Below are 22,938 nucleotides of genomic sequence, written 5' to 3'. Positions count from 1 at the left end.
ATAATTGAAATTGTGGGCACATTCAATTTGTGCACCCAATTCAATCATGCAGGCATCGGATCAGGTAGTACAGACGGCGCTAAGCAGACGCTTACAGTAGGTCACCAGTCGCAGGCGTTGCTGCGAATTGACCGCCGTGTTGATCCGGCCAGGCCTATCAGCGCTGACCACGTTAGCCAATTCCCCAGTGTTCCAGTCGAAGTCCATGAGCGTCTGCAATGCAGCGGTTGCGGTCGTTGGCCTTCCATGACGCAGTTATTGATGTCGGCGGTATTTGCCTCTCACAGGCGTAACTCTGCGCGGCGGCTATACTTCACATAGCTGCCGTTTGCTGATTTAAACAAGAAATACTTTGGTGTTACTTTTTTGGATGGCCGGTTTCTAAGCTTTGGAAGACCGGATCCGACCCAAACGGTCATTGAGCAAGCCTTGCGGGCGTTCATTTGCATTTAAGAAACTCGATCCGAGCACCGTGCTGGCCCAGCGCCTGCGCCAATCCAGCAGGGTCGGCCACGCGGCCGACGTTTGAGTAGGAATAGGGCGAAGTAAATGTCTTATAGAAGACAACCAAGGTCTTCGAACCGTACAGCATGAGGTCGCCATTGCGGATCATTCCCGGCCTGGTCGCGTTAGCCGGCAGCGCCTTCGGTAGATCTACATGTTTCTCGTTTCCGTTGAGTTCGGCCATATCCAGCGTCAGCGGCAGCATCTCAGCAAATGCATACCCAGTAGCGTTGTCGGTCACGGTGACGGTGAAGCGACGTTCTCCGACGATCATCCACATGCGTGATTCCTCCGGTTTGACAGATGTTGCACCCGCAACTGCGACAGCAGAAGCGAATGGCCCAGAAGCCGACTGCTGCCGGGCTTCGCAACCGCCAAGGAAGAGTAAGCCTAGCAACAGACCCAGTTTATGCAGACACTGAGATATGCGGGATTCAATCTTTCTGGTGAATGGATGCTGAACGACGTTGCGGACCTTGGGGTTGCTCGTGGTCACAGGTTAATCCTTCGTTTACACATGCTCAGGTGGCCCGAATCGCTTGCGAGCGCGAGGTCAGGAAGGTCAAGACGGCTGCGAACAACAGCACGGCCGCGCTCGCGACGAACGTGCTCTGGTATCCGGTCTTGTCGAACAGCAGGCCACCGATAGTGGAGCCCAATGCGATGGCGAGCTGCACAACGGCAACCATCAGCCCACCTCCAGCCTCTGCATCTCGGGGCAGCGTTCTTGCCAGCCAGGACCACCAGCCGACCGGCGCAGCGGTCGCGACGACTCCCCAGATGCCCAGCAGTGCTGCGACGGCGGCGACCTTGCTGCCAAAGATGGTGAGCGCCACTGCGATCAGTGCCATCAGGATTGGAATGGCGACCAGCGTCCGGTAGAAGTTCAACTTCAGGAACCTGCTGATGACAGTGGTTCCGATAAATCCTCCAACGCCAATCGCCAGCAGAATGAGCGAAAGTGTGGATACGTTCACGTGCGTCACCGTTTCAAGGAACGGGCGCAAATAGGTGAACAATGCGAACTGTCCCATGAAGAACGTGCTTACAGCCAGCATACCCAAAGCGACTTTCCGATCCTGAAGCAGTCTAAAGACATTACCGGAGCCCGCCGACCTAGCCTGAGTTGGCATCGAAGGCAGACTGATCCACTGCCAGATAAAGGCAATCAACGCCACCGGCACCAAGCCGAAGAACGCACCACGCCATCCGATGACTGAACCTAAGTAACTGCCCAGGGGAGCAGCGACCACGGTTGCCAGCGCATTGCCGCCATTGAAGATGGCCAGGGCACGTGGCACCCGATCGGATGGCACCAAGCGTATCGCGGTGGCCGCCGATAAAGACCAAAACCCGCCAACCACCACTCCAATCAGCGCGCGGCCGACGAGGTACAGAAGATAGTTCGGCGCCATCGCGACAACCGCCCCGGAGATGGCCATAAGTGCGGTCAGCCCCAACAAAAGGGTCTTGCGGTTCATTCTGCCAGCCATTGCCGAAATCGACAGGCTGGTCAGTACCGCAAACGCGCCGGATATGGTAATTCCCTGTCCTGCCAGGCCTTCGCTGACCAGGAGATCCTTGGCCATCGGCGTCAACAGACTGACCGGCATGAACTCCGAGGCGATCAGCGCGAAAACGCACAGCGTCATCGCGAAGACACCGCCCCACATGGCTTGTTGCGCCCCGGCATCAATGTGCCCGTGGACGCCATTCTGGGCGGCGCTACCTATTGGTGCTGTCATGGGATGCGCCTATGCCAGATTGTTGTGGAAGAACGAGTGCAGCTTATCCCAGGGGATGAGTTTCACCCGATCATACAGATCGACGTGCCCGGCACCTGGAACGATCACTAGTTCCTTGGGCTGGGCCGAAAGCCGGTGGGCCTCTTCGCTGAACTCCTTGGAGTGCGCCTGGTCGCCCGTGATGAACAGCAATGGACGTGGCGAAATCGTCTCGATGTCGTTGAACGGATAAAAGTTCATGAACTTGACGTTGCTGGTCAGCGTCGGGTGCGTCGTCAGTTCGCGCGATGAACCTGCCGGTGTGAACTCGCCGCGCGACGTGCGATAGAAGTCGTAGAACTCGCGCTGGATTGGATGCGTATTTCCGTCCAGCTTGTGCACCGTTCCGCCGGTGTATTTGATTGCGCCACCAGTAAATTCCACGTAGCGCTGTTGCGCCGCCTCGGCAATGATCTGCTGGCGTTGTTCAAGCGTCTGCGAGTGGTTCAGCGCATTGCGGTTGGCTGCGCCCATGTCGTACATGCTGACAGTCGCAATCGCCTTCATGCGCGGATCGATCTTGGCCGCACTGATGACGAAACTGCCGCTGCCACAAATGCCGAGAACGCCGATCCGTTCCCTGTCCACGAACGACTGGGTGCCTAGGTAGTCCACCGCCGCGCTGAACGCCTCGGCGTAGATGTCCGGCGCCACGGCATTGCGCGACTGGCCTTCGCTTTCGCCCCAGAACGACTGATCGATGGCCAATGTGATGAAGCCCTGCTCTGCCAGTTTCTGCGCATACAGGTTCGAACTTTGCTCCTTCACCGCGCCCATCGGATGGCCGATGATGATCGCGGGATGCCTGGAATTGCGGTTGAGGTCCTTGGGCGTGAATAGATTCCCAACGATCTTCATTTTGTATTGGTTGTCAAACGTGACCTTTTGCGTGACAACTTTCTCGCTCCTGTAGAAATTGTCGGCGTTGTTGGACATATCCGGCACTGGCTTGTTATCGGCAGCGAACGCTGAACTACCGGCGACGGAAATGCTACCCAGCACGGCTATGCCGGTGCCAGCAGTCTTTAAGAAATCGCGGCGCGCTACATCTTCTATGGTCATGTCTGTTTCTCCAATTTTCGTTAGGTATGGGTCGGGCTTCATACGTTCAGCGACATCGTACGTTGCGGTTAATGCGTCGGCGCATCGAAAACTGGAACAGGTATATGTGTGACAGCCATGAATGTTCTGTATATTTATATCGAAAACTGCACATTTCCCTTGATATCATGGGTAGTCGGGCGCCACGTCGCGACACCATCAACAGCCGGTTTTAGGAAACATCCAAATGGCCAGAGACAACATTATTGATATTCTTATATTTTTTGAGGTCGCTCGCCAACGCAGTTTCACCCGTGCCGCAATCAAGCTTGGCATGTCCCAATCCACCCTCAGTCACATCGTTCGGGATCTGGAGGCCAGGCTGGGCGTGCGGCTGCTAAATCGTACGACCCGGAGTGTCTCACCGACAGAAGCAGGCGAGCGCCTGCTGAAAAATGTCGCGCCGCGGCTTGATGAGGTCCATGCCGAAATCGCTGCTGTCAGCGATTTGAATGGCAAGCCGGCGGGCACTGTGCGTATAACTGCCATCGACCATATTATTGATACCCTGCTGTGGCCAAGACTGGCGCCGGTGCTGCCCCACTATCCCGACCTGCATATCGAGATTCAATCGGATTACAAACTGATAGATATCGCGGCAGACCGTTATGACATTGGAGTACGCTACGGAGATCAGGTGGAGGAGGACATGATTGCAGTCCGGCTCACGCCCGACATTCCTACCATGATCGTTGGCTCGCCTGGCTACTTCTCATGGCATTCGCAACCAGTCAACCTGCAAGATCTCATGAAACACAATTGCATCACTCTGCGGCTCGCAAGTAGTGGCGGCATCTACGCTTGGGAACTGCAGCATGATGGGCGTAACGTTGAAGCCCGGGTAAGCGGTCAGACCGTGTTCACCAGCGCCTTGCCCATGGTGCAGGCCGCCTTGAGCGGCAATGGCTTAGCATTCGTAACGGAGGATCTGGTGGGCGAGCATGTACGTGACGGCCGATTAATCAGCGTCATGAGCGACTGGTGTGGAAAGTTTCCTGGCCTCCATGCGTACTATCCCACCCGCCGCCACGAATCGAGGGCGCTGCGGATTGTTGTCGAAGCTATTCGCCACAAGGCGTAGCGACAGGCAGCAAACGACCCCAAGCTGCCTGTCGCTACTCGCGGGTCGACCGGCTAAATCCGCCAGCGATTGCGGTCATTCGCTTTTTATGACGCGATTATTAATGTCGAGGGTATTGCCCTTTCTTATACGTGATTCTGAGTTGCGGCTTCACCTGACATCACTTCCGTTCGCGGATTTATACAGCAAATACATTGGCGTTACTTTTTGACAGACCAAGTTCCCGGCATTGGCAAAAGGCAGCTTCAAGGAAATCCTCATGCTAATATCCGCCTTTGATCACACCAGTGAACACGCCATGGAATTAAGACAACTCCGCTATTTCATACGGGTCGTTGAGCTGGGAAGTATGGGGCGAGCTGCGGTGGATTTGGGTGTGGTCACTTCTGCGCTCAGTCAGCAAATCAGTCGACTCGAGGGCGAACTCTCTACCAGGCTGTTGCAACGCACGACGACCGGCGTTGTTCCCACCGACGCCGGTTTGGCATTTTGGCACCAAGCGCAACTAGCGCTACGACATGTCGACGAGGCTGCGCGTGCTGCGCAGCACGCACGCATGTCCGGGCATGTCAGTGTCGGCTTTGCACCATCGACGGCATCGGTTCTGGCGCTGACCTTCATGAGCGGCTTACGTGCCCGCTACCCCGACATCCGTTTGCATCTTGTCGAAAGCCTGTCAGGCAACCTGGCGACCATGCTCAATGCACGGCAACTTGATCTCGCCACTTGTGCCGTCGCCGGATCAGCCAGCGAGAATATTAATTATTAGTGGTCCATGCGGCATTGCTCGCGCAGATATTCGATGAACGCTTGCTGCACCTGCGTCGCCAGCCAATCGGCGCGTGTCGTGAATCCGACGGTTCGCTCGGCCTTGGGCGGCGCGATATTGAGCGCCACCACATCGTTCCTGTAGTTGCCATACAAAATGTGGGAGCGCGACAGCAACGAAATGCAATCGTTTTCCTCTAGCATCGCCATCATCATTGCCAGCGAACTGGTCTCGACTACCAAGCGCGGCCGTTGCGGCAGCGTCTCCATCATCATCTCGACCACGGCGCGCCGCGGCATGTCCTTTTGTGGAACGACCCAGCCGTAGGCCGTCAGGTCCTTGCGGGTAATGTTCTTGCGCCCGGCTAGATCATGTCCTCGCCGTACCACGACGACATAGGGATCGGTAAATAATTCGAATTCCACCACGTTACCTTCAAGTCGCGGTTCGCGCAGTGCACCGACGATGATGTCGAGATCGCCGAACCTTAAGTCGTTCATCAGGCGCGAATGCGCTCCCTCGCGGATCGTCAGTGCAACATTCGGAAATTTTTCCTGTAGCCGGCCAATCGTGCGCGCCAGCAAGCGCTGTGGGAGCAATGGCAACACTCCCACCGATACCTGACCGCTGGCCTGGCCACGCGCCGAAGCCAGGTCCACCTCAGCCTGATTGATTTCATTCAACGCAAGGCTGAGCCTGCGGGCGAATTCGGTACCCATGGGATTGGCAGAAACGCTATGCACGCGGCGCCGGTAGAGCGTGACGCCTACCGTTTCTTCGAGCTCACGCGCGGCGCGATGCACCGCCGGCTGCGAAATGCCGAGTTTTCTTGCTGCATCGGCTGCCGAGCCCAGCTGCGCAATGGCAATGTGACATCGTATCTGCGCGTCGGTCAGATGCCGGCAGACTGCACCGGCATCGTGGACCCGCGATTTCGAGTGGCCCAACAATTCGCTTACCGCAGACTCGATCTGATCCAGCATTCTTCGCACGCGGCGATGCAACAGCGTGCCTTCCAGCGTCAGATCACTACCGCCGTAGCCGCGCTCGAATAACACCGCACCGAAACTTTCCTCTAGTTTTTTGATGGCAAGACTGACTGCTGGCTGCGTCAACCCGATAGCTTCGGCAGCCTGGCCGATGCCACCTTCGCGGCAGACCGCATCGAAGAAAATCAGGCGCCGCAAACGAACGCTCTCATAGGACATCTAATTCTCGCTTTCTATGGAAGACCATGTTTTTGATATACAGCTTAATATAAATTTATGCCAAGTTGCATACTTAAAATTAGTTAAATACGGATGGACTCAATATACTTTACATACTTTCTCTATGAAAAAAAGATTGGAGCTTAACAATGTACGACATCGTCGATACGCATACTCACGCTATATCGCCGGATCATGTGCGCTATCCATTGGCACCGGTCGGAGGTCGCCAGTCTGACTGGTCCGCCCATCGTCCAGCCGACTATGAAACCTTGCTCGCCGCCATGGATGTTGCGGGAATCGCGCACGCAATGGTCGTGCAAGCCTCTACCGCATACGGCAACGACAACCGTTATGTGGTCGACGCGGTAAAGGCTCACCCTGATCGTTTCTGTGGCGTATTTTCCATCGATGTGCTGGTAGAGGACGCCGTCGACAAATTCAAGTACTGGATCGCCGAAGGCATGCGCGGCCTGCGTTTGTTTTTGACCGGAACCACCATGCCTGGCCAGGCTTCCTGGCTGGATGACGAGCGCTCGTATCCGGTCTGGGAGTACGCACAGGCGAACAACATCTCCATCTGTCTCCAGATGACTGCGGCAGGTATTCCAGCGCTGACGCGTATGCTGGGACTTTTCCCTGCGGCCCGCGTGTTGCTGGATCATCTGGCACGCCCGGATCTGGCCGGCGGCCCGCCGTATGCATCGGCCGCATCGTTGTTTGATCTTGCCGCCCACCCCGGCGTCTACCTGAAATTGACCAACCGGACCATCAGCGAAGCTGCGCGCGGTGTTTCGACTCCGCAGGCATTCTTTCCGCGTGTAGTAGAAGCGTTCGGCGCCAAACGCATTGCATGGGGGTCCAATTTTCCATCGGCCGCGGGATCACTCGAGTCGCTGCTGGCCGAGGCCAAAGCAGGTCTGTCGATGTTATCCGCCGAAGACCAGGCATGGATCTTCGGCGACACCGCGCGTTCGATTTATCCTGCACTCAACAAAATGGGGGCAGCATCATGAAGATCGACAACGGCGTATTGCATCTGAGCACGGCGTTAAAAAAATATCCTCATACCAGCAAGCTGATCAGTGGCGACATCAGCGCCCTCGATGTTCGCCTGGACTGCCTCGATATTGAACCCATCCATCGCGCATTTGCGCCGATGGCGCGCAGCCAGACTTACGATGTCAGCGAACTGGCAATCGCGACTTACCTGCAGGCAAAAGCCTATGGCAAGCCCCTGATCATGTTGCCGACCGTTCTCGCGGCGCGCTTGCAACAAGGCTGCATCGTGTACAACGCGCAGCGCGGGCCCATGTCGGTGAACGATCTGATCGGCGCCCGGGTCGGCGTGCGCGCCTATACACAAACCACCGGGATGTGGGTGCGTGCCATCTTGGAAGAAACCTATGACATTCCCACCGAAAAGATAGATTGGATCACCTTTGAAGGCGGCCATCTCCTCGAATATAAGGATCCCTCCTTCGTTAGGCGCGCACCGGTCGGCAAGGACATGCTGACGATGTTGAAGTCTGGTGAAATCGATGCAGCCATTTTTGGTAACGATCTACCCGGCGACGACGGCATCGCATCGCTGATTCCGGATCCTGTCGAAGCTGACCGGATCTGGTATGCAAAGCATGGTTTCATTCCCATCAATCATGTCGCCGTCATGCATCGCGCTGTTGCCGAGGCAAATCCGGACAGTGTCAAGTCGGTGTATAAATTATTCATGCAGGGTAAAGCTGCTGTCGATTCACCTGCCGAATTGCAGAAGCGATTACCCGACGGCATTGACGCGTTGCGCCGTCCGATGGAAATGATCCTGGCATTTTGCGAGAAACAAAAGCTGCTGCCGCGTAAACTCGAACTGGACACCATCTTTGCCGATTGCATTGAATTTCTTGGCGACGATGCCCACTGAGCAGTGAGTGAAAATGACGCACATTACGTAGATCACGCATATTGCGTGTAGGCCGAATCATGGCCGAGTAGTGGCACCGCCAAATCGTTGGCGTCAACCCGAAGTTGCCACCCGAGAGCGACACGGATATAACCAATTTTTCTTTACAGGAGAACAAAACGTGGACATGAAAGACATACCCGTCCAGCGACTTAAACGAAAGCGGCGATTTTACGAAGACATCTCTTTTCAGGTGTTTTTCGGCATAGTCATTGGCGTCGCAGTCGGACATTACTATCCGGATATCGGCAAAACGATGCAACCACTCGGCGACGCGTTCATCCGCCTCATTCAGATGGTGGTCGGCCCGATCATTTTCTGTTCGGTCTGCAGCGGCATCGCTAATGCCGGCGATATGAAAAAGGTCGGACGGGTCGCGATCAAGGCGCTGATCTATTTCGAGGTGATCACGTCGCTGGCGCTGGTGATCGGCCTGGTCACGATTAACGTCCTGCAGCCTGGCGTCGGCATGAATATTGATGTCAATGCACTTGATACCGGCGCGGCCAGCACGTATATCACGCAGGCGCATCAGTTTGTCTCGACCAGCGCTTTCCTGCTCAACCTGATTCCGAAAACCATGGTTTCCGGTTTTGCCAATGGCGATGTGTTGCAGATATTGTTCTTTTCGGTCCTGTTCGGTTTCGGCATGGCTGCAGCCGGTGAACGCGCCAAGCCGATGATGAACGTCATCGATAGTTTTTCGGCGGGAATGTTCTGGATCATCGGGCTGGCGATGAAAATTTCTCCGATCGCCGCGTTCGGCGCCATCGCCTTCACCGTCAGCAAATTTGGCGTCGGATCATTGGTCTCGCTGGGAAAACTGGTGGGGGAGTTTTATCTAACCTGTGGACTGTTCTTCGTTTTGATCCTGTTGCCGGTCACATATGTCAGTGGTTTCAATCTGTTTAAGCTGATGCGTTACATTCGCACCGAATTGCTGCTGGTGTTCGGCACCAGCTCGTCCGAAAGCGTTTTTCCGCAATTACTGAAAAAACTGGAACAACTGGGTTGTGAAAAGTCGGTGGTCGGTTTGGTGTTGCCGGGCGGCTATTCCTTCAACCATGACGGCACCTGTCTGTACTTCGCCGCCGTCGCGGTGTTTCTGGCGCAAGCGACCAATACCGCGCTCGGTTGGGAACAACAAGTCGGGCTGCTGTTGGTGTTGTTGGTCACATCGAAGGGCGGGGCGGGTGTCGCCGGATCGGCCATTGCCGTGCTGGCCGCCACGCTGGCTGCGACCAACGCCATTCCAGTGTCGTCGATCGCCCTGATTCTTGGCGTGCACCGTTTGCTTTCTTCTGCATTTGTCGTCGTCAACATTACAGGCAATGCGGTGGCGACGGTGGTAGTGGCAGGGTGGGAGAACGCGCTGGACCGCACCAGGATGCAGGCCGAACTGGATGCGGGTTATATCGAGCCCGACATTGCCATTCGCAAGACTACGACTATGGGCACGTAAGCATCCCGCGCCGGAATTGTTTTCGGCCCGATCAAGCATGCATCGAGGCCGGGCGTGGCTGAAAATCGCTGCACACAACCTATGCATCAACACACATTACACCGAATGTCATATCCATTCGGGAGGGAGATATCATGAAAAAAATTGCCTACACCGCCGCCGCTTTCGCTTTTTTTGCTCCATTGACGACATTGATGAACACTGCGCTGGCTCAATCCAACGTCACGATCTTCGGCACCGTTGACGGCGGCGTCCGTTACCAGACCAATGCCAACGCAGCCGGTGGCAGCAAGGTCTTTATGGGTTCGAATGGCTGGAATAGCTCCAACAAGCTGGACATTGCCGGTACCGAGAATCTAGGTGGAGGGATGGAAGCGCATTTCCTGCTCGAGAACGGCTTTAACCTCGCCACAGGTGCTCTGGACAACACCACGGGCGCGCTGTTCAGCCGGCAATCCTTTGTGGGTCTGAAGGGCGCCTACGGCTCCATCGATCTGGGACGTCAATACACGATTTCGCATGACTTCATTCTTGAATACGATCCGTTCGGTTTCAACTACACGCCGCTGATTCCGCTGACTCAGGCTTCCAGTGGTACGCGCTTTAGTAACGACGTCAAATACGTTGGCATGATCGGCCCCGTCAAACTGGAGCTTGAAAACTCTTTTGGAGAGACGGCGGGCAGTTTCAACAACGCTTCGGCTCACGGCGTCGGATTGCAATATTACGTAGGCGATCTGATTATCGGTGCGTCCTATAACCGCCGCAGCGTTCTGGTCGGCTCCACCTATCGCAATGAAAAATACTATCTGACGGGCGCTTCCTATAAGTTCGGAGACCTGAAAATCTCCGGTGGTTTCATGTCCGACACGCTGGATATGCAATCGGCGGCGCCTGATACGGTAACACGCAACACCTTCGGCGGAGGCAGCTACTCCATCAGCGACAGAGTCAAGTTGACTGGTGGCTTCTATCGGACCAGCGTGTCGACAGACAAGGCCGTACGCAAGGACATGGCCATCGTCGGCCTGGATTACTACCTGTCCAGGCGCACAAAACTTTACACCGAAGTCGACTATACGAAATACCGGAAAACGGTCGTTTCAACACTCAATATGGCAGGTGTATCCAATCAGACTGCATTTACCGTCGGTATCAACCATCGATTCTAGTATCCGATCGTTTCGCAGAAGCGGTCAGCAAGTTTATAAACAGGAGAGTTTTCATGATCATCGATTGTCACGGCCACTACACCACGGCCCCCAAATCCCTGGAAGAGTGGCGAAAACGACAGATCGCCGGTATAGCGGATCCTACAGCTATGCCATCTGTCGCGGAACTGAAAATCAGCGACGACGAACTACGTGAGACCATCGAAACTAATCAGGTCGCACTGATGAAGCAACGCGGGATCGATATGGTAATTTTCTCGCCTCGCGCCAGCTTCATGGCACATCATATCGGCGACTTCAACGTATCTGCGGCCTGGTCAGCCATTTGCAATGAGCTCTGCTTTCGTATCAAAGAACTGTTTCCTGATCACTACGCCGGCGCCGCCATGTTGCCGCAATCGCCCGGCGTCGATCCGCGCACCAGTATTGCGGAACTGGAGAAGTGTGTAAAGGAATACGGATTTGTCGGTATCAATCTCAATCCGGATCCGTCCGGTGGTCACTGGACATCGCCGCCGCTGTCGGATCGCCACTGGTATCCGGTCTACGAAAAAATGGTTGAATACGACATCCCGGCGATGATCCATGTCAGCACCAGCTGCAACGCCTGTTTCCATACGACAGGCGCGCATTACCTGAATGCGGACACTACCGCTTTCATGCAATGCCTGACCTCGGATCTGTTCAAAGATTTCCCGACGTTGCGTTTTCTGATTCCGCACGGCGGCGGCGCGGTGCCGTATCACTGGGGACGCTTCCGCGGACTGGCTCAGGAATTGAAGAAGCCGCTGCTGAAGGACCATCTGCTGAACAATATCTTCTTCGACACCTGTGTCTACCATCAACCCGGCATTGATCTGCTGAGCAAGGTGATCCCGGTCGACAACATCCTTTTCGGCAGCGAAATGATCGGCGCCGTGCGCGGCATCGATCCCGAGACCGGCCATTACTACGATGACACCAGGCGCTACATCGAGAATACTCCTTACCTTGATGCCGATACGCGCTATAAGGTCTACGAAGGCAATGCCCGGCGCGTGTTCCCGCTGCTTGATACAGCGCTCAAAACGAAAGGACTTTAATCATGACCGTTCCAATGAACAATCTCGGCATCGTCAAACGCAGCATCGTCCGCGCCGATAAGGCAGCGGTTGACAAGCTGTCGCGCTTCGGCGTCGCCACCATCCATGAGGCGATGGGCCGCGTGGGGCTGATGAAAACCTATATGCGTCCGATCTACACCGGCGCCACCATGTGCGGCACCGCCGTGACCGTGCTGCTGCAGCCCGGCGACAACTGGATGCTGCATGTCGCGGCTGAGCAAATCCATCTCGGCGACGTAGTAGTGGCGGGCTGCACGACCGATAACGAAGACGGATTTTTCGGCGATCTGCTGGCGACATCGTTCCGTGCGCGTGGCGCGCTGGGGCTGATCATCGATGGTGGGGTGCGCGATGTGAGGGATCTGGCCGAGATGGACTTCCCAGTGTTTTCGCGTGCCGTCAGCGCCAAGGGGACGGTGAAGGCGACGCTGGGTTCGGTGAATATTCCGGTCGTCTGCGCAGGTGTAGCGGTCAACCCGGGCGACGTTGTTATCGCCGATGCCGACGGCGTGGTGGTGGTGCCTGCAGCAGTGGCGCAGCAAGTGGCCGATGCGGCTGAAGCCCGTGAAAACAATGAGCGAGACAAGCGCGCCAGACTGGCAAGCGGCGAGCTCGGTCTGGATATGTACAAGATGCGTGAACCGCTGGCTGCCGCCGGTTTGATATACCTCGATTGAAAAGAGTCAATCGAATCCGAGATGGGGTACAGTTTCACGTCGCCATGATGCGAATGCTTTGTTGCAGATGCCACGTGATGCCGCGTTGGTTTTTCGTGGTGTCCCGTGCCTTCCTGATCGGACTTGCCTATAATGGCGGACGTATGGGCGGATTGCTGGCAACGCACGGTGGGGCAGAGTTGAGAATGAGTGCCACAATTGCCGCTTTTGTTTTCGCTGCCGTGGTCATATTTTTCGCCCGAGAGACTAAAGGACGACAACTAAAATAATCGAGCACGGGTAAATGTCAGACGCAAAGAAAAATGATGGTCTTCCATTCGATCAGCGAAGACTTGCCATTGCCACGGTCATCTGCGGCTTGGCGATGGCGGTCATGGATGGCACGATTGCCAATCTTGCCCTGCCTTCGATCGCGCGCGATATGCATGCGTCGGCGGCAGAGTCCATCTGGATCATCAATTCATACCAGATCGCAATGGCCATTTGCCTGTTACCTCTAGCGTCGCTGGGCGAAATTGTCGGTTATCGCCGCATCTACCTGATTGGCTTGATTATGTTCACCCTTGCCTCGTTGGCTTGCGGCTCGAGCAACACCATCGCGCAACTGAGCATTGCGCGCGTTCTCCAGGGCTTCGGAGCGGCGGGAATGTTGAGTGTCAATATTGCGTTGATCCGGTTTATCTATCCGGCGAACATGCTTGGCCGTGCAGTTGGCTACAACGCGCTGGTTGCCGGTTCCGCGACAGCGCTCGGCCCTACCGTAGCCGGATTGATACTTAGTGTCGCCTCGTGGCACTGGCTTTTTCTGATCAATGTTCCGGTTGGCATTGTGGTGTTAGCCATCGGCTATCGGGCATTGCCGACCAACCCGTTGGCGGACCGCCGCTACGACACGCTAAGTGCGATATTGTGTATGGTTTCAGTAGGTTCGTTGCTATATACCGTCGACGCAATCGGACATCTCCAGGGAATTTTACCAATTCTCGGCAGTGCAGCTATCACGGTTTTCGTCGTCGTCTTGTTGCTGCGCTTTCAGTCAGCCAACGCGCCTATGCTCCCCATCGATTTACTTAAAATCCCGCTGTTTTCGCTATCGATAGGTACTTCCATATGTTCGTTCGCGGCGCAGACAGCCGCTTATGTGATGCTACCTTTTTACTTGCAGGAGCATTTGGGACAAAGTGCCGCGCATGCGGGGCTATTGCTGACTGCATGGCCGGCGGCAGTCGCGTTGACCGCACTGGTGGCGGGGAAAATGTCCGATCGTATTTCTGCCGGTTTATTGGGGGGCATAGGCTTGGCAATTTTAACGCTTGGACTACTCTCGTTGTTGACCGTGACAGCGGATAGTGCTGACGGTCTTGTTGCCATGCGGCTGGCGGTCTGCGGTTTTGGTTTTGGGATGTTCCAGTCCCCCAATAACCGCACAATGATCAGCGTTGCACCGTCATTGCGCAGCGGAGCAGCAAGCGGCATGCTAGGAACGGGGCGCCTTATGGGGCAGACAGCGGGAGCGTCGATAGTGGCATTCGCTCTTACTGCGACATCGTCACCGTACGTTGTCATTCTCGTGAGCGCGGCGATTTTATCGGGCGCGGCTTGCTGCGTTAGTCTGAGGCGAGTCGGTTTGTCACCGGCCGTACCCATATAGCGTTGTCGGCTACGCAATTACCGTGGGCTTCACGTTTAGATTGTTTGCCCAATTTATTGCCAACAATCGATCAAATTGCCATTGATAACAACGAGGTAATGGGCATCAAGCGATTCATTATCTCGCCATCCGATGTCCTGGGAAGGCTGCAGCGAGCGTTTCGCCAGTTTGAGAGGTCCGATTTCTTCTTTTACGCATTCGTCAGAAGTTCGGTATCAACGTAACGATGGTAAGTTTTGCCGGCTGATAGGGATAAATGCAGCACCGTCCTCACCGTCCAAATTTAACCGGTGAAAAAACAGGGTAATCCGCAGTTGGAATCCCTAAAACAGGATTCGAACTGCGAACGCGAATTACAAAATCCCTGCTCATTCCCTAGACGTTCCCTGTTCTGTCATTCTGCCAATTGCTTCAAATAGCCCGGAACGTAAGCGCTAGCGCGGGTTTGTCCACGGCGCCCTCAGCTAAAAACAGAACAAATTCAGTCAATTCGCTGTATTTTTCCCTGTTACAGGGAATAAGGTGCAGAGATAGGTTCGCACAAGACTGCACCCACCGCCAAAGAGTCCGCTGCTCAGATAGTTATCTGGGATAGCAAGAAAAAAGCGCTTAATAATAAAATTAACCATTTGCTTATTAAGCGCTTTTTCTTTTGGTTGTTCAGATCTGCGGGTGTTGCTCCTGCAAATGTGATTCAAAAATGCTTCAAGACCTTGCTCATTGACCAGGATGGCAGTCATGCAGTTCGTCCAGGATATCGAGGAACAACTCCAGGCGACGGGTCAGCGGGCGCGATGCTTCGGTGATGGCGCAGATCGTGTTGTGAAACACGGGACCATCGGCAAGCGCTTCCAGTACATAGCGATGTCCAACCATGTTTGCGTAATGCTCCGGCAGCAGGCCGGCGTAGTTGCCGGTGGCGACCAAAAGCCCGATCGCTTCCAGGCCACCTGCATCCGGGCCGCGTTCATAACCGTGTACGGCCAGGGTTTGTTCGACGAAGGGATGGGGGCGGTAGACCACCGGCAGCAGGCTCTTCGTATGTAAGCCCTTCTTTTGCGCAGCGTCTGCCAAGGTATAGACGCGATGAATTTCGACGAACAGGGCACGGTAGTTGAACAGCGGGTCCCTCTTGTACATGCCCCTGATTGCGACCTCAAGCCGGCGCTCGCGCAGAGCCTGGCTGAGGTTTGCGAAAGTCATCGCGACGACTTCCGGCTGGACGTCAGGCGCACGCCGTTTGAGCTCTGCCAGCGCTTCCGGAATACGGCAGTCCGGGTGTGTCAGCAGTTGCTCGGACATGCCGATCGACAACGTGCCGGACAGTACCCCTCGCACCGAATCGATCTCCGGCCGTATCCGCCCCAGCGACTTAAGAGCAACTGATGCCAGATCCAGCGCGACGATGCCGGCTGCGCTCAGTTTAAAGCCCGCCGGTCCACGCTCGCAAAGCCTGACCCCCAATCGCTCCTCCACCATCCGGATATGACGGCTGATCGACGCTTTCGACATGTTAAGTCGTTGCTCCGCAGCAGCAAATCCACCCGCTTCGGCAACTGTACAGAAGATGCGCAGCGAGCGCAGGTCACGTTCATCGAAGTCTAGTTGGCTCATAACTTAAAAGGTATCGTTTTTTGAGACCATACCACTAAAAGAATCATTTTTCATCTACTTTGCCGTCTACTAGAATTAATTCACAGATTCGAAAAAAACAGATAACCCTGGAGACGATATGAATATCAAACTGAATCGACGCAGCATCATCAAGGCCGCCGTAGTCACAGCTTTTGCCGTAAGCATACCCACGCTGGCGCTGGCTGAAGGCGGCACCCTGGCGGATATTAAAGCCCGCGGCCAACTGACAGTTGGCACCGAGGCGGCATACGAGCCCTACGAATTCGTGGAGAACGGCGTCGTCGTCGGCTACGGCCACGATATCCTTGAGTACATGGCACGCAAGCTGGGCGTAAAGCTGGTGCAGTTGAACCTGCCGTTCCAGGGCCTGCTGCCGGGGCTGATGTCGCACAAATTCGACTTTGTCGCGACCAGTGTAGGCATCACGGAAGAGCGCGCCAAGCGCTTCGCGTTCAGCAGCCCGGTCGGCATTGTGCGTTCGCTGTTCGTTGTCAACTCAACCAACAAGACGATTACCAAGCCCGACGATGCCGTTGGCAAGACAGTTGGCACGCAGATGGGCTCGCTGGCGCAACCGATGATTCAGGAATTCGAGCGTCAGCTGAAGACGAGGTCGGGCAAGGGCTTTGCCGAGCTCAAGTTATTCCAGGCCTATCCCGACGTCAGCGTGGCGTTGAGCAATGGGACGCTGGACATCGGTGTGATCCCATCGAACGTGCTAGCGGTGCAGATGCGGCACCAGCCGGGCGCATTCAAGTCTATCGGCGAAGTCGGCGAACCGAAAATGCTAGCGTGGGTCGCCAACCCGCAGGATCCTGCGATCCGTGCCTTCATCAACCAGACGCTGGAGGAAATGCGCGCCAATGGCAAGTTGGCCGAGCTGCAGAAGAAATGGTTCGGCGAAGCGCTGAATCTGCCGGTTTCGGGTTACCTCCCTAAAGGCGCACTCTGAGCGGGGTAATCATGATGATCGAGTGGATCAATTGGCACGGCGCTCTCAAGCCGTTCTTCGATGGCGTGGTGCAGGGCGCCGGTGTGACCCTTTACACCAGCAGCTGCGCGTTCGTGATCGGGATCGTACTGGGGGTGCTGTTGATGATCGTACGGGTGGTCGGCGGAACCGTCGCGCGCACCGTGGTGATCGTCTATGTCAGCGCGATGCGCGGTACGCCATTGCTGATCCAGTTGTTGATTGCCTATTACGTCATACCGGGTTTGCTAGGCATAAACATCTCTCCGATTGGCGCCGGCATCCTGGCGCTGGCGCTGAACACTACTGCCTATGTGAGCGAGATCATGCGCGGCGCACTATCAACTATCCCGCGTGGTCAAGCCGCATCTGCCCGTGCGCTGGGCATGCGGCCCTGGCAAGTCTGGCGTCATGTCCTGCTGCCGCAGCTATTCCACCGGGCCATACCGCCGCTCACTAACGAATACACGGTATTGCTCAAGGCTTCGTCGTTGCTGTCAATCATTGCGGTCACCGAGTTGGCGACGGTGGCGCGTAATGCCTCGTTGCAGAGCGATCTGCCGCTACAAGTGTTTGCCGCTACCGCGCTGGTCTATTTTGTCATGCTGTGGTGCGTCTCGTCTGTTTCACGACGCATCGAACGTCACTTTTCCAGGCTGCTTCCCAATGTTCATTGATTTCAACGTCGTCGAACACGCGACGCCAGCATTGCTGCAAGGTTTAAAGATTACCGCAACCGTTAGCGCCATCGGTATTCCGCTGGGCATCGCAGCTGGTACGACGGCCGCTTACATGGCCGATTCAAGGCACAAGCTATTGCGTGCGGTGGCGCTTGGCTATGTTGAACTGGTGCGCAACATCCCGTTCCTGATCCTGGTGTACCTGTCGTTCTTCGGCTTGCCCAAACTGGGCCTGCAGTCGTCGGCATTTTCGATAGCGATCGGCGCCACAGTATTTTATACGGGGGGCTACTTCTGTGAAATTCTGCGCGCCGCATTTCGTAGCGTATCGAAGGGGCAGGTGCGTGCGGCGCTGTCGCTGGGGATGTCTGGCTGGCACATCCAGCGCCATGTGGTCGTGCCGCAGATTTTCGGTTTCCTGATTCCGCCGACCGTCAGCCTGACGATCATGATGTTCAAGGATACGGCAGTGTTCTCAGTCATGAGCCTGCCGGAACTGACCTACCAGAGCAATCTGATGACCGCCGACACCTTCGCCTATCTTGAGGTACTCGGCATGACCGCACTTATCTATTGGGGAGTCAGCGTGGTATTGGATGCCTTCGGGCACGCCATGGAGAGGCGCGTGCGCCGCTGGAACCACCGCTGATCGCTTTTTTTGCAACTTGATTATCGCAACTTGATTGTCGCAATTTGATAATCGCAACTTGAACAACTGGAGAATTTGATGGAAAAATTGACTGTCGCCCCACGTACCGGGCATGCAACGCTACTCTATTCCGAGCTGGTGACCGACCTGGAAAACCTGCAGGCAGATATCGCGGTGCTCGGCATGCCGTTCGGTTCGGCCTATGGCGCCAGGTCTTTCACTAACGACCAGACCAATGCACCGCAAGCGATTCGCGACGTCACCGACCGCATCGTGCGTGCGCCTGATCATTACGATTTCGATATCGACGGCCCACTGCTTCAAGGGCGCACAGACATTCGATTTGTCGATTGCGGCGACGTCATCCCGGACCTGGCAAAGCCGGGCGATCATTATCGGCGCGTCGAACTGGCAGTGCGCCAGATTCTGAAAGGCGGCGGCCTGCCGATCGTGCTCGGCGGCGATCACGGCGTTACCACTCCAGTGTTACGCGCGTTCAGCGAAACCGGGCCGATCACATTGGTACATGTCGACGCCCATCTTGACTGGCGCGACGATGTCAATGGCGTCAAGGAAGGTTTGTCCAGCCCGATCCGCCGCGCGTCGGAAATGAAACACGTGGTCCGCATCGTGCAGATCGGCTTGCGGGCGCAGGGCAGTGCACGGCCCGAAGATCTCGAGGTGGCCCGCCGCTACGGCGCCGATATCATCACTGCATACGAATTGCACGACGTTGGCATGGATGCGGTGCTGGCGCGGATTCCCGATGGCGGCAACTACTATTTGTCGATCGACGCCGATGGCATGGATCCGACGATCATGCCGGCAGTCGACGGTCCGGCGCCGGGCGGCATGAATTTCGTGCAGGCACGCAAGCTGATCCACGGTTTGGTGAAAAAAGGGCGCGTGGTCGGGATGGATATCGTGGAAATCCAGCCATCCAAGGACAATGCCAGCAAATTGACCTGCGTGACCGCGGGGCGGCTGATCGTCAATCTGATCGGTTCGACGATTAAGGCCGGCTACTTCGACAAATGATGTCGACGCCGTCTCAGGCCAGTTCACTCTCTTCATATTTTGATCCGGACGCGTAATGATCGATATTAAAAATGTCTCTAAGTGGTACGGCAATTTTCAGGTATTAACCGACTGCACAAGCACTATCAAGAAGGGCGAGGTGGTGGTGGTTTGTGGCCCGTCCGGGTCAGGAAAGAGCACGCTGATCAAGACTGTGAACGCGCTAGAGCCTTTCCAGAAGGGCGACATCCACGTCGACGGCGTCAGCGTCGCCGCCAGCAAGACCAATCTGCCCAGGCTGCGCTCGAGTGTGGGCATGGTGTTTCAGCACTTTGAGTTGTTTCCGCATCTGTCGGTCACCGAGAATCTCACGCTGGCACAGGTGAACGTACTCAAGCGCAGCAAGGACGATGCCAGAACCCGCGGCTTGAAGATGCTGGACCGGGTTGGCCTTATGGCGCACAAGGACAAATTCCCCGGACAGCTTTCGGGCGGGCAGCAGCAGCGTGTGGCGATCGCACGCGCACTGAGCATGGACCCGATCGTGATGTTGTTCGACGAACCGACTTCGGCGCTCGACCCGGAAATGGTCGGTGAAGTGCTTGACGTCATGGTACAACTTGCCAACGAGGGCATGACCATGATGTGCGTGACGCACGAGATGGGCTTCGCCAGGAAAGTCAGTAATCGGATAATTTTCATGGACCATGGGAAAATTGTCGAGGACTGCAGAAAGGATGAGTTCTTCGGCAACCCCGCTGTCCGTTCACCTCGGGTAGGGGAGTTCCTGTCGAGGATTTTGCAGCATTGATTCGTGACCGGAGGTCTGATTTATCTGCCAACGTATCAGACAACGACAAGACATTGTCACCCCATCGGAGGCTGCCCAGGATCGTACTGATGGGTGTGGGCGGCACGATTGCTTCATCGGCGGACAACCCGACGCAACTGCACGATTACAAGGTGACAGCCACGATCGATACGGTTCTGGCCGCAGTGCCTCAGGTGCAGGAGCTGGGCGACATCCGTTGCGAACAGATTTGCAATGTCGATAGCCACGAGATCGACAATACCATGCTGATGACCATTGCAAGGCGCGCCGAGGTTGTGTTGCTGGATTCCGAGGCCGACGGTTTGGTGATTACGCATGGAACCGACACGCTCGAGGAGACAGCATATTTTCTCAATCTGACGCTCAAGACTGCCAAGCCCGTTGTGTTGGTTGGCGCAATGCGACCGGCTACGGCGTTGAGCGCAGATGGCCCGCTTAACCTGTACAACGCGTTTCGGCTCGCAATCTGTCCTGAGGCAAGTGGAAAAGGTGTACTGGTCATGCTTAACGACCGGATCGGTGCGGCGCGTTACGTCACAAAAACCAACACCACCATGACCGATGCCTTCCGTTCATGCGAACAAGGTAACCTGGGGGAAATCGCCGGTGGTGTAGTGCACTTCCTCAACGCGCCAACGCGACTGCATACGCTAGCCACGGAATTCTCCCTGGCTGATATCGGCGAGTTGCCTCAGGTTGACATTCTCTACGACCATCAGGGGGCGGGAATTCATCTCTATCAGGCGGCGATCGACGCCGGCGCGAAGGGTATCGTGCTGGCAGCGACCGGCAATGGGAGCCTGTCGCCGGCAGCCCGTTCGGGTGCAGAGCTAGCCAGGCGGAACGGTGTCATGTTCGTACGATCAAGCCGGGTGGGGCAGGGCACCGTCACTTCGTCTTCTGATGACGAATTGCTCGGGCTGGTCGCTGCAGATTCACTCAACCCGCAGAAGGCGCGCATGCTGCTGATGCTGGCATTGGGCAGGACGGGCGATTTTCGCCGCGTTCAAAGTTATTTCGATCGTTACTAAGTTACCAAGTTACGAATGAAGAGTACAAGCAACTGACAGGTGGCCGCTGCCGATGCACATTTTCTACAATCAAGCCGGGCCATTGTCAGCGTTGCTTTCACGTTAATAGAAAGATTATCCATGCTATCTGGTACACATAGAATCGAGCATGATCTGCTCGGCGAGCGCGCGGTCCCTGAGCAAGCCTACTACGGTATCCACACGCTGCGGGCATTGCATAATTTTGCCATCACCGGAACGCCTATTTCGATTTACCCGGATCTGATCAATGCCTTGGCTTGCGTCAAGCAAGCTGCTGCGATCACCAATCAAGAGCTCGCGTTACTCGATGAGAGCACTGCTCTTGCAATCGTAAAAGCTTGTACCGATATTCGCAGCGGGAAATTGCACGAGCACTTTGTGGTTGACGTGATTCAAGGCGGCGCGGGTACCTCTACCAACATGAACGCCAATGAGGTAATCGCTAATATCGCTTTGGAATACCTCGGCCATCAGCGCGGGGAGTACCAGTATCTGCACCCGAACGAGCATGTCAACCTGAGTCAAAGTACCAACGATGTCTATCCTACGGCATTAAAAGTTGCGACCTATATGGGCATATTCCAGTTGGTAGACGCGATGGAAGTGCTGCGTCAGGCCTTTCAGGCAAAGGCAGAGGAATTCAAGGACGACCTGAAAATGGGGCGCACCCAGTTACAGGATGCAGTCCCGATGACCTTGGGTCAGGAATTCAGCACCTATGCGGTGATGCTGGCAGAGGATCAGGAACGGCTGCGGGAAGCAGCTGGCTTGATTCGCGAAATCAATCTTGGTGCAACTGCGATCGGTACGGGCATCAATGCCCATCCGGACTATGCACGCCTGGTGTGCGGACATCTTTCGGAAATCACCGGCATCCCGTTGCTTACAGCGCCAAATCTGGTGGAAGCAACCCAGGACGTCGGTTCCTTCGTTCAGCTTTCCGGTGTATTGAAACGCGTCGCGGTCAAACTATCCAAGACTTGCAACGACCTGCGCCTGCTTTCAAGCGGACCGCGTGCCGGCCTGGGGGAAATCAATCTGCCGTCGATGCAGGCTGGCTCCAGCATCATGCCGGGTAAGGTGAATCCGGTGATTCCGGAAGTTGTGAACCAGATTGCATTCGAAGTGATCGGTAACGACATTACAGTCAGTTTTGCCGCCGAGGCCGGGCAGTTGCAACTCAACGCGTTCGAGCCGATCATCGCGCATAGCCTGTTCAAAAGCATTACCCATTTGCGTAATGGTTGCCTGACTCTGGCAGAACATTGCGTCAACGGCATCACTGCGAACCGCGATCGTTTGCGCGCCATCGTTGAAAACTCGATCGGCATTGTCACTGCATTGAACCCATACATCGGCTATGGCAACGCCACGGAAGTCGCGCAAGAGGCCTTGCTTACCGGTAAAAGTGTGTATCAACTGGTACTGGATAAAGGCTTGCTGACCAAATTGCAGCTGGACGAAATATTACAGCCGACTATGTTAACGAGCCCCCGAATACCTGTGCCAACCAGAGAGTAAGTATTGCGGTCATACGTGCTTTGCACACCCTGCGCCGCCAGATCGTAAGCATTATCCATATTGTAAAATTGCCATAAAGACACAAAACTGCTGTATCCTCGCAAGGACAT

Annotated in this window: 22 protein-coding genes and 2 pseudogenes; 17 read left to right on the top strand and 7 right to left on the bottom strand. The window is 55.6% G+C overall.

Going from position 1 to position 22,938, the window contains the following annotated elements:
• Positions 1-60: 60 nt before the first annotated feature.
• The 4 genes from BM029_RS25965 to BM029_RS20005 all read right to left on the bottom strand — a co-directional run bounded on the left by BM029_RS25965 (position 61) and on the right by BM029_RS20005 (position 3,350).
• Complete coding sequence (locus BM029_RS25965; RefSeq protein WP_170851153.1) at positions 61-207, bottom strand: hypothetical protein; 147 nt, start codon at positions 205-207, stop codon at positions 61-63.
• 232 nt (positions 208-439) lie between these two features.
• The gene (locus tag BM029_RS20015; protein WP_170851152.1) at positions 440-784 is read right to left on the bottom strand and encodes a cyclophilin-like fold protein; all 345 of its coding nucleotides are present in this window, start codon (positions 782-784) and stop codon (positions 440-442) included.
• A gap of 241 nt (positions 785-1,025) precedes the next feature.
• Positions 1,026-2,156 carry an MFS transporter gene (locus BM029_RS20010; RefSeq protein WP_092439055.1) on the bottom strand — a complete coding sequence of 377 codons (1,131 nt, stop codon included), beginning with the start codon at positions 2,154-2,156 and terminating at the stop codon, positions 1,026-1,028.
• Between the two features lie 102 nt (positions 2,157-2,258).
• Positions 2,259-3,350 (bottom strand): alpha/beta hydrolase, encoded by a 1,092-nt coding sequence (locus BM029_RS20005; protein WP_092439042.1) that lies wholly within the window; start codon positions 3,348-3,350, stop codon positions 2,259-2,261.
• 226 nt (positions 3,351-3,576) lie between these two features.
• On the opposite strand from BM029_RS20005, the gene BM029_RS20000 reads away from it, so the two are divergent.
• Positions 3,577-4,470: a LysR family transcriptional regulator gene (locus BM029_RS20000; protein ID WP_092439040.1), complete on the top strand. Its 894-nt coding sequence runs from the start codon at positions 3,577-3,579 to the stop codon at positions 4,468-4,470.
• Positions 4,471-4,768: 298 nt separating this feature from the next.
• Positions 4,769-5,194, top strand: a pseudogene (locus BM029_RS19995) (LysR family transcriptional regulator); the annotation flags it as partial.
• Between the two features lie 41 nt (positions 5,195-5,235).
• Here the strand turns inward: BM029_RS19995 and BM029_RS19990 are convergent.
• The gene (locus BM029_RS19990; RefSeq protein WP_092439038.1) at positions 5,236-6,447 is read right to left on the bottom strand and encodes a LysR family transcriptional regulator; all 1,212 of its coding nucleotides are present in this window, start codon (positions 6,445-6,447) and stop codon (positions 5,236-5,238) included.
• A gap of 149 nt (positions 6,448-6,596) precedes the next feature.
• Between BM029_RS19990 and BM029_RS19985 the strand changes: the two genes are divergently transcribed.
• From BM029_RS19985 to BM029_RS19950, 8 genes and pseudogenes are all read left to right on the top strand, one after another.
• Positions 6,597-7,463, top strand: coding sequence for an amidohydrolase family protein (locus BM029_RS19985; protein WP_092439036.1), 867 nt, complete (start codon positions 6,597-6,599; stop codon positions 7,461-7,463).
• A complete protein-coding gene (locus BM029_RS19980) occupies positions 7,460-8,368 on the top strand; it encodes a substrate-binding domain-containing protein (protein ID WP_092439034.1) in 909 nt (302 codons plus the stop codon). Before BM029_RS19985 ends, BM029_RS19980 begins: the two co-directional genes overlap by 4 nt.
• 160 nt (positions 8,369-8,528) lie before the next feature.
• Entirely contained in the window at positions 8,529-9,869 is a 1,341-nt protein-coding gene (gene dctA, locus BM029_RS19975) for a C4-dicarboxylate transporter DctA (RefSeq protein WP_092439032.1), read from the top strand.
• Between the two features lie 134 nt (positions 9,870-10,003).
• Positions 10,004-11,041, top strand: a complete 1,038-nt coding sequence (locus tag BM029_RS19970; RefSeq protein WP_092439030.1) for a porin — start codon at positions 10,004-10,006, stop codon at positions 11,039-11,041.
• A 53-nt stretch (positions 11,042-11,094) separates the two neighbouring features.
• Entirely contained in the window at positions 11,095-12,123 is a 1,029-nt protein-coding gene (locus tag BM029_RS19965; RefSeq protein ID WP_092439028.1) for an amidohydrolase family protein, read from the top strand.
• A 14-nt stretch (positions 12,124-12,137) separates the two neighbouring features.
• Positions 12,138-12,821 (top strand): 4-carboxy-4-hydroxy-2-oxoadipate aldolase/oxaloacetate decarboxylase, encoded by a 684-nt coding sequence (ligK, locus tag BM029_RS19960; protein ID WP_092439053.1) that lies wholly within the window; start codon positions 12,138-12,140, stop codon positions 12,819-12,821.
• A gap of 101 nt (positions 12,822-12,922) precedes the next feature.
• Positions 12,923-13,090 (top strand): annotated as a pseudogene (locus BM029_RS26655) (MFS transporter); the annotation flags it as partial.
• Positions 13,091-13,104: 14 nt separating this feature from the next.
• Positions 13,105-14,472, top strand: a complete 1,368-nt coding sequence (locus BM029_RS19950) for an MFS transporter (RefSeq protein WP_092439024.1) — start codon at positions 13,105-13,107, stop codon at positions 14,470-14,472.
• Positions 14,473-14,957: 485 nt separating this feature from the next.
• On the opposite strand, the gene BM029_RS25730 is transcribed toward BM029_RS19950, so the two are convergent.
• Together BM029_RS25730 and BM029_RS19945 are read right to left on the bottom strand one after the other, a co-directional pair.
• Positions 14,958-15,212 (bottom strand): hypothetical protein, encoded by a 255-nt coding sequence (locus BM029_RS25730; protein ID WP_139217303.1) that lies wholly within the window; start codon positions 15,210-15,212, stop codon positions 14,958-14,960.
• A complete protein-coding gene (locus BM029_RS19945; RefSeq protein WP_092439022.1) occupies positions 15,190-16,086 on the bottom strand; it encodes a LysR family transcriptional regulator in 897 nt (298 codons plus the stop codon). The genes BM029_RS25730 and BM029_RS19945 overlap by 23 nt, the downstream gene beginning before the upstream one ends.
• A 118-nt stretch (positions 16,087-16,204) precedes the next feature.
• On the opposite strand from BM029_RS19945, the gene BM029_RS19940 reads away from it, so the two are divergent.
• The 7 genes from BM029_RS19940 (at position 16,205) to aspA (ending at position 22,828) form a co-directional block, all read left to right on the top strand.
• Positions 16,205-17,059, top strand: coding sequence for a transporter substrate-binding domain-containing protein (locus BM029_RS19940; protein WP_092439020.1), 855 nt, complete (start codon positions 16,205-16,207; stop codon positions 17,057-17,059).
• Between the two features lie 14 nt (positions 17,060-17,073).
• On the top strand, positions 17,074-17,754 hold the full coding sequence (locus BM029_RS19935) for an amino acid ABC transporter permease (RefSeq protein WP_092439051.1): 681 nt from the start codon (positions 17,074-17,076) through the stop codon (positions 17,752-17,754).
• On the top strand, positions 17,744-18,406 hold the full coding sequence (locus tag BM029_RS19930) for an amino acid ABC transporter permease (protein ID WP_092439018.1): 663 nt from the start codon (positions 17,744-17,746) through the stop codon (positions 18,404-18,406). The genes BM029_RS19935 and BM029_RS19930 overlap by 11 nt, the downstream gene beginning before the upstream one ends.
• A 78-nt stretch (positions 18,407-18,484) precedes the next feature.
• Positions 18,485-19,444 carry an agmatinase gene (locus BM029_RS19925; RefSeq protein WP_092439016.1) on the top strand — a complete coding sequence of 320 codons (960 nt, stop codon included), beginning with the start codon at positions 18,485-18,487 and terminating at the stop codon, positions 19,442-19,444.
• Positions 19,445-19,499: 55 nt separating this feature from the next.
• Positions 19,500-20,234: an amino acid ABC transporter ATP-binding protein gene (locus BM029_RS19920; protein ID WP_092439014.1), complete on the top strand. Its 735-nt coding sequence runs from the start codon at positions 19,500-19,502 to the stop codon at positions 20,232-20,234.
• 53 nt (positions 20,235-20,287) lie between these two features.
• Entirely contained in the window at positions 20,288-21,286 is a 999-nt protein-coding gene (locus BM029_RS19915) for a type II asparaginase (RefSeq protein ID WP_244545137.1), read from the top strand.
• Between the two features lie 120 nt (positions 21,287-21,406).
• Entirely contained in the window at positions 21,407-22,828 is a 1,422-nt protein-coding gene (gene aspA / locus BM029_RS19910) for an aspartate ammonia-lyase (protein WP_092439010.1), read from the top strand.
• Positions 22,829-22,938 lie beyond the last annotated feature (110 nt).

Source organism: Collimonas sp. OK607 (genome assembly GCF_900111995.1).
Taxonomy (GTDB): Bacteria; Pseudomonadota; Gammaproteobacteria; order Burkholderiales; family Burkholderiaceae_D; genus Collimonas.
The sequence above is the reverse complement of the archived record's forward strand: the minus strand, read 5'-3'. Positions and strand labels throughout refer to the sequence as shown.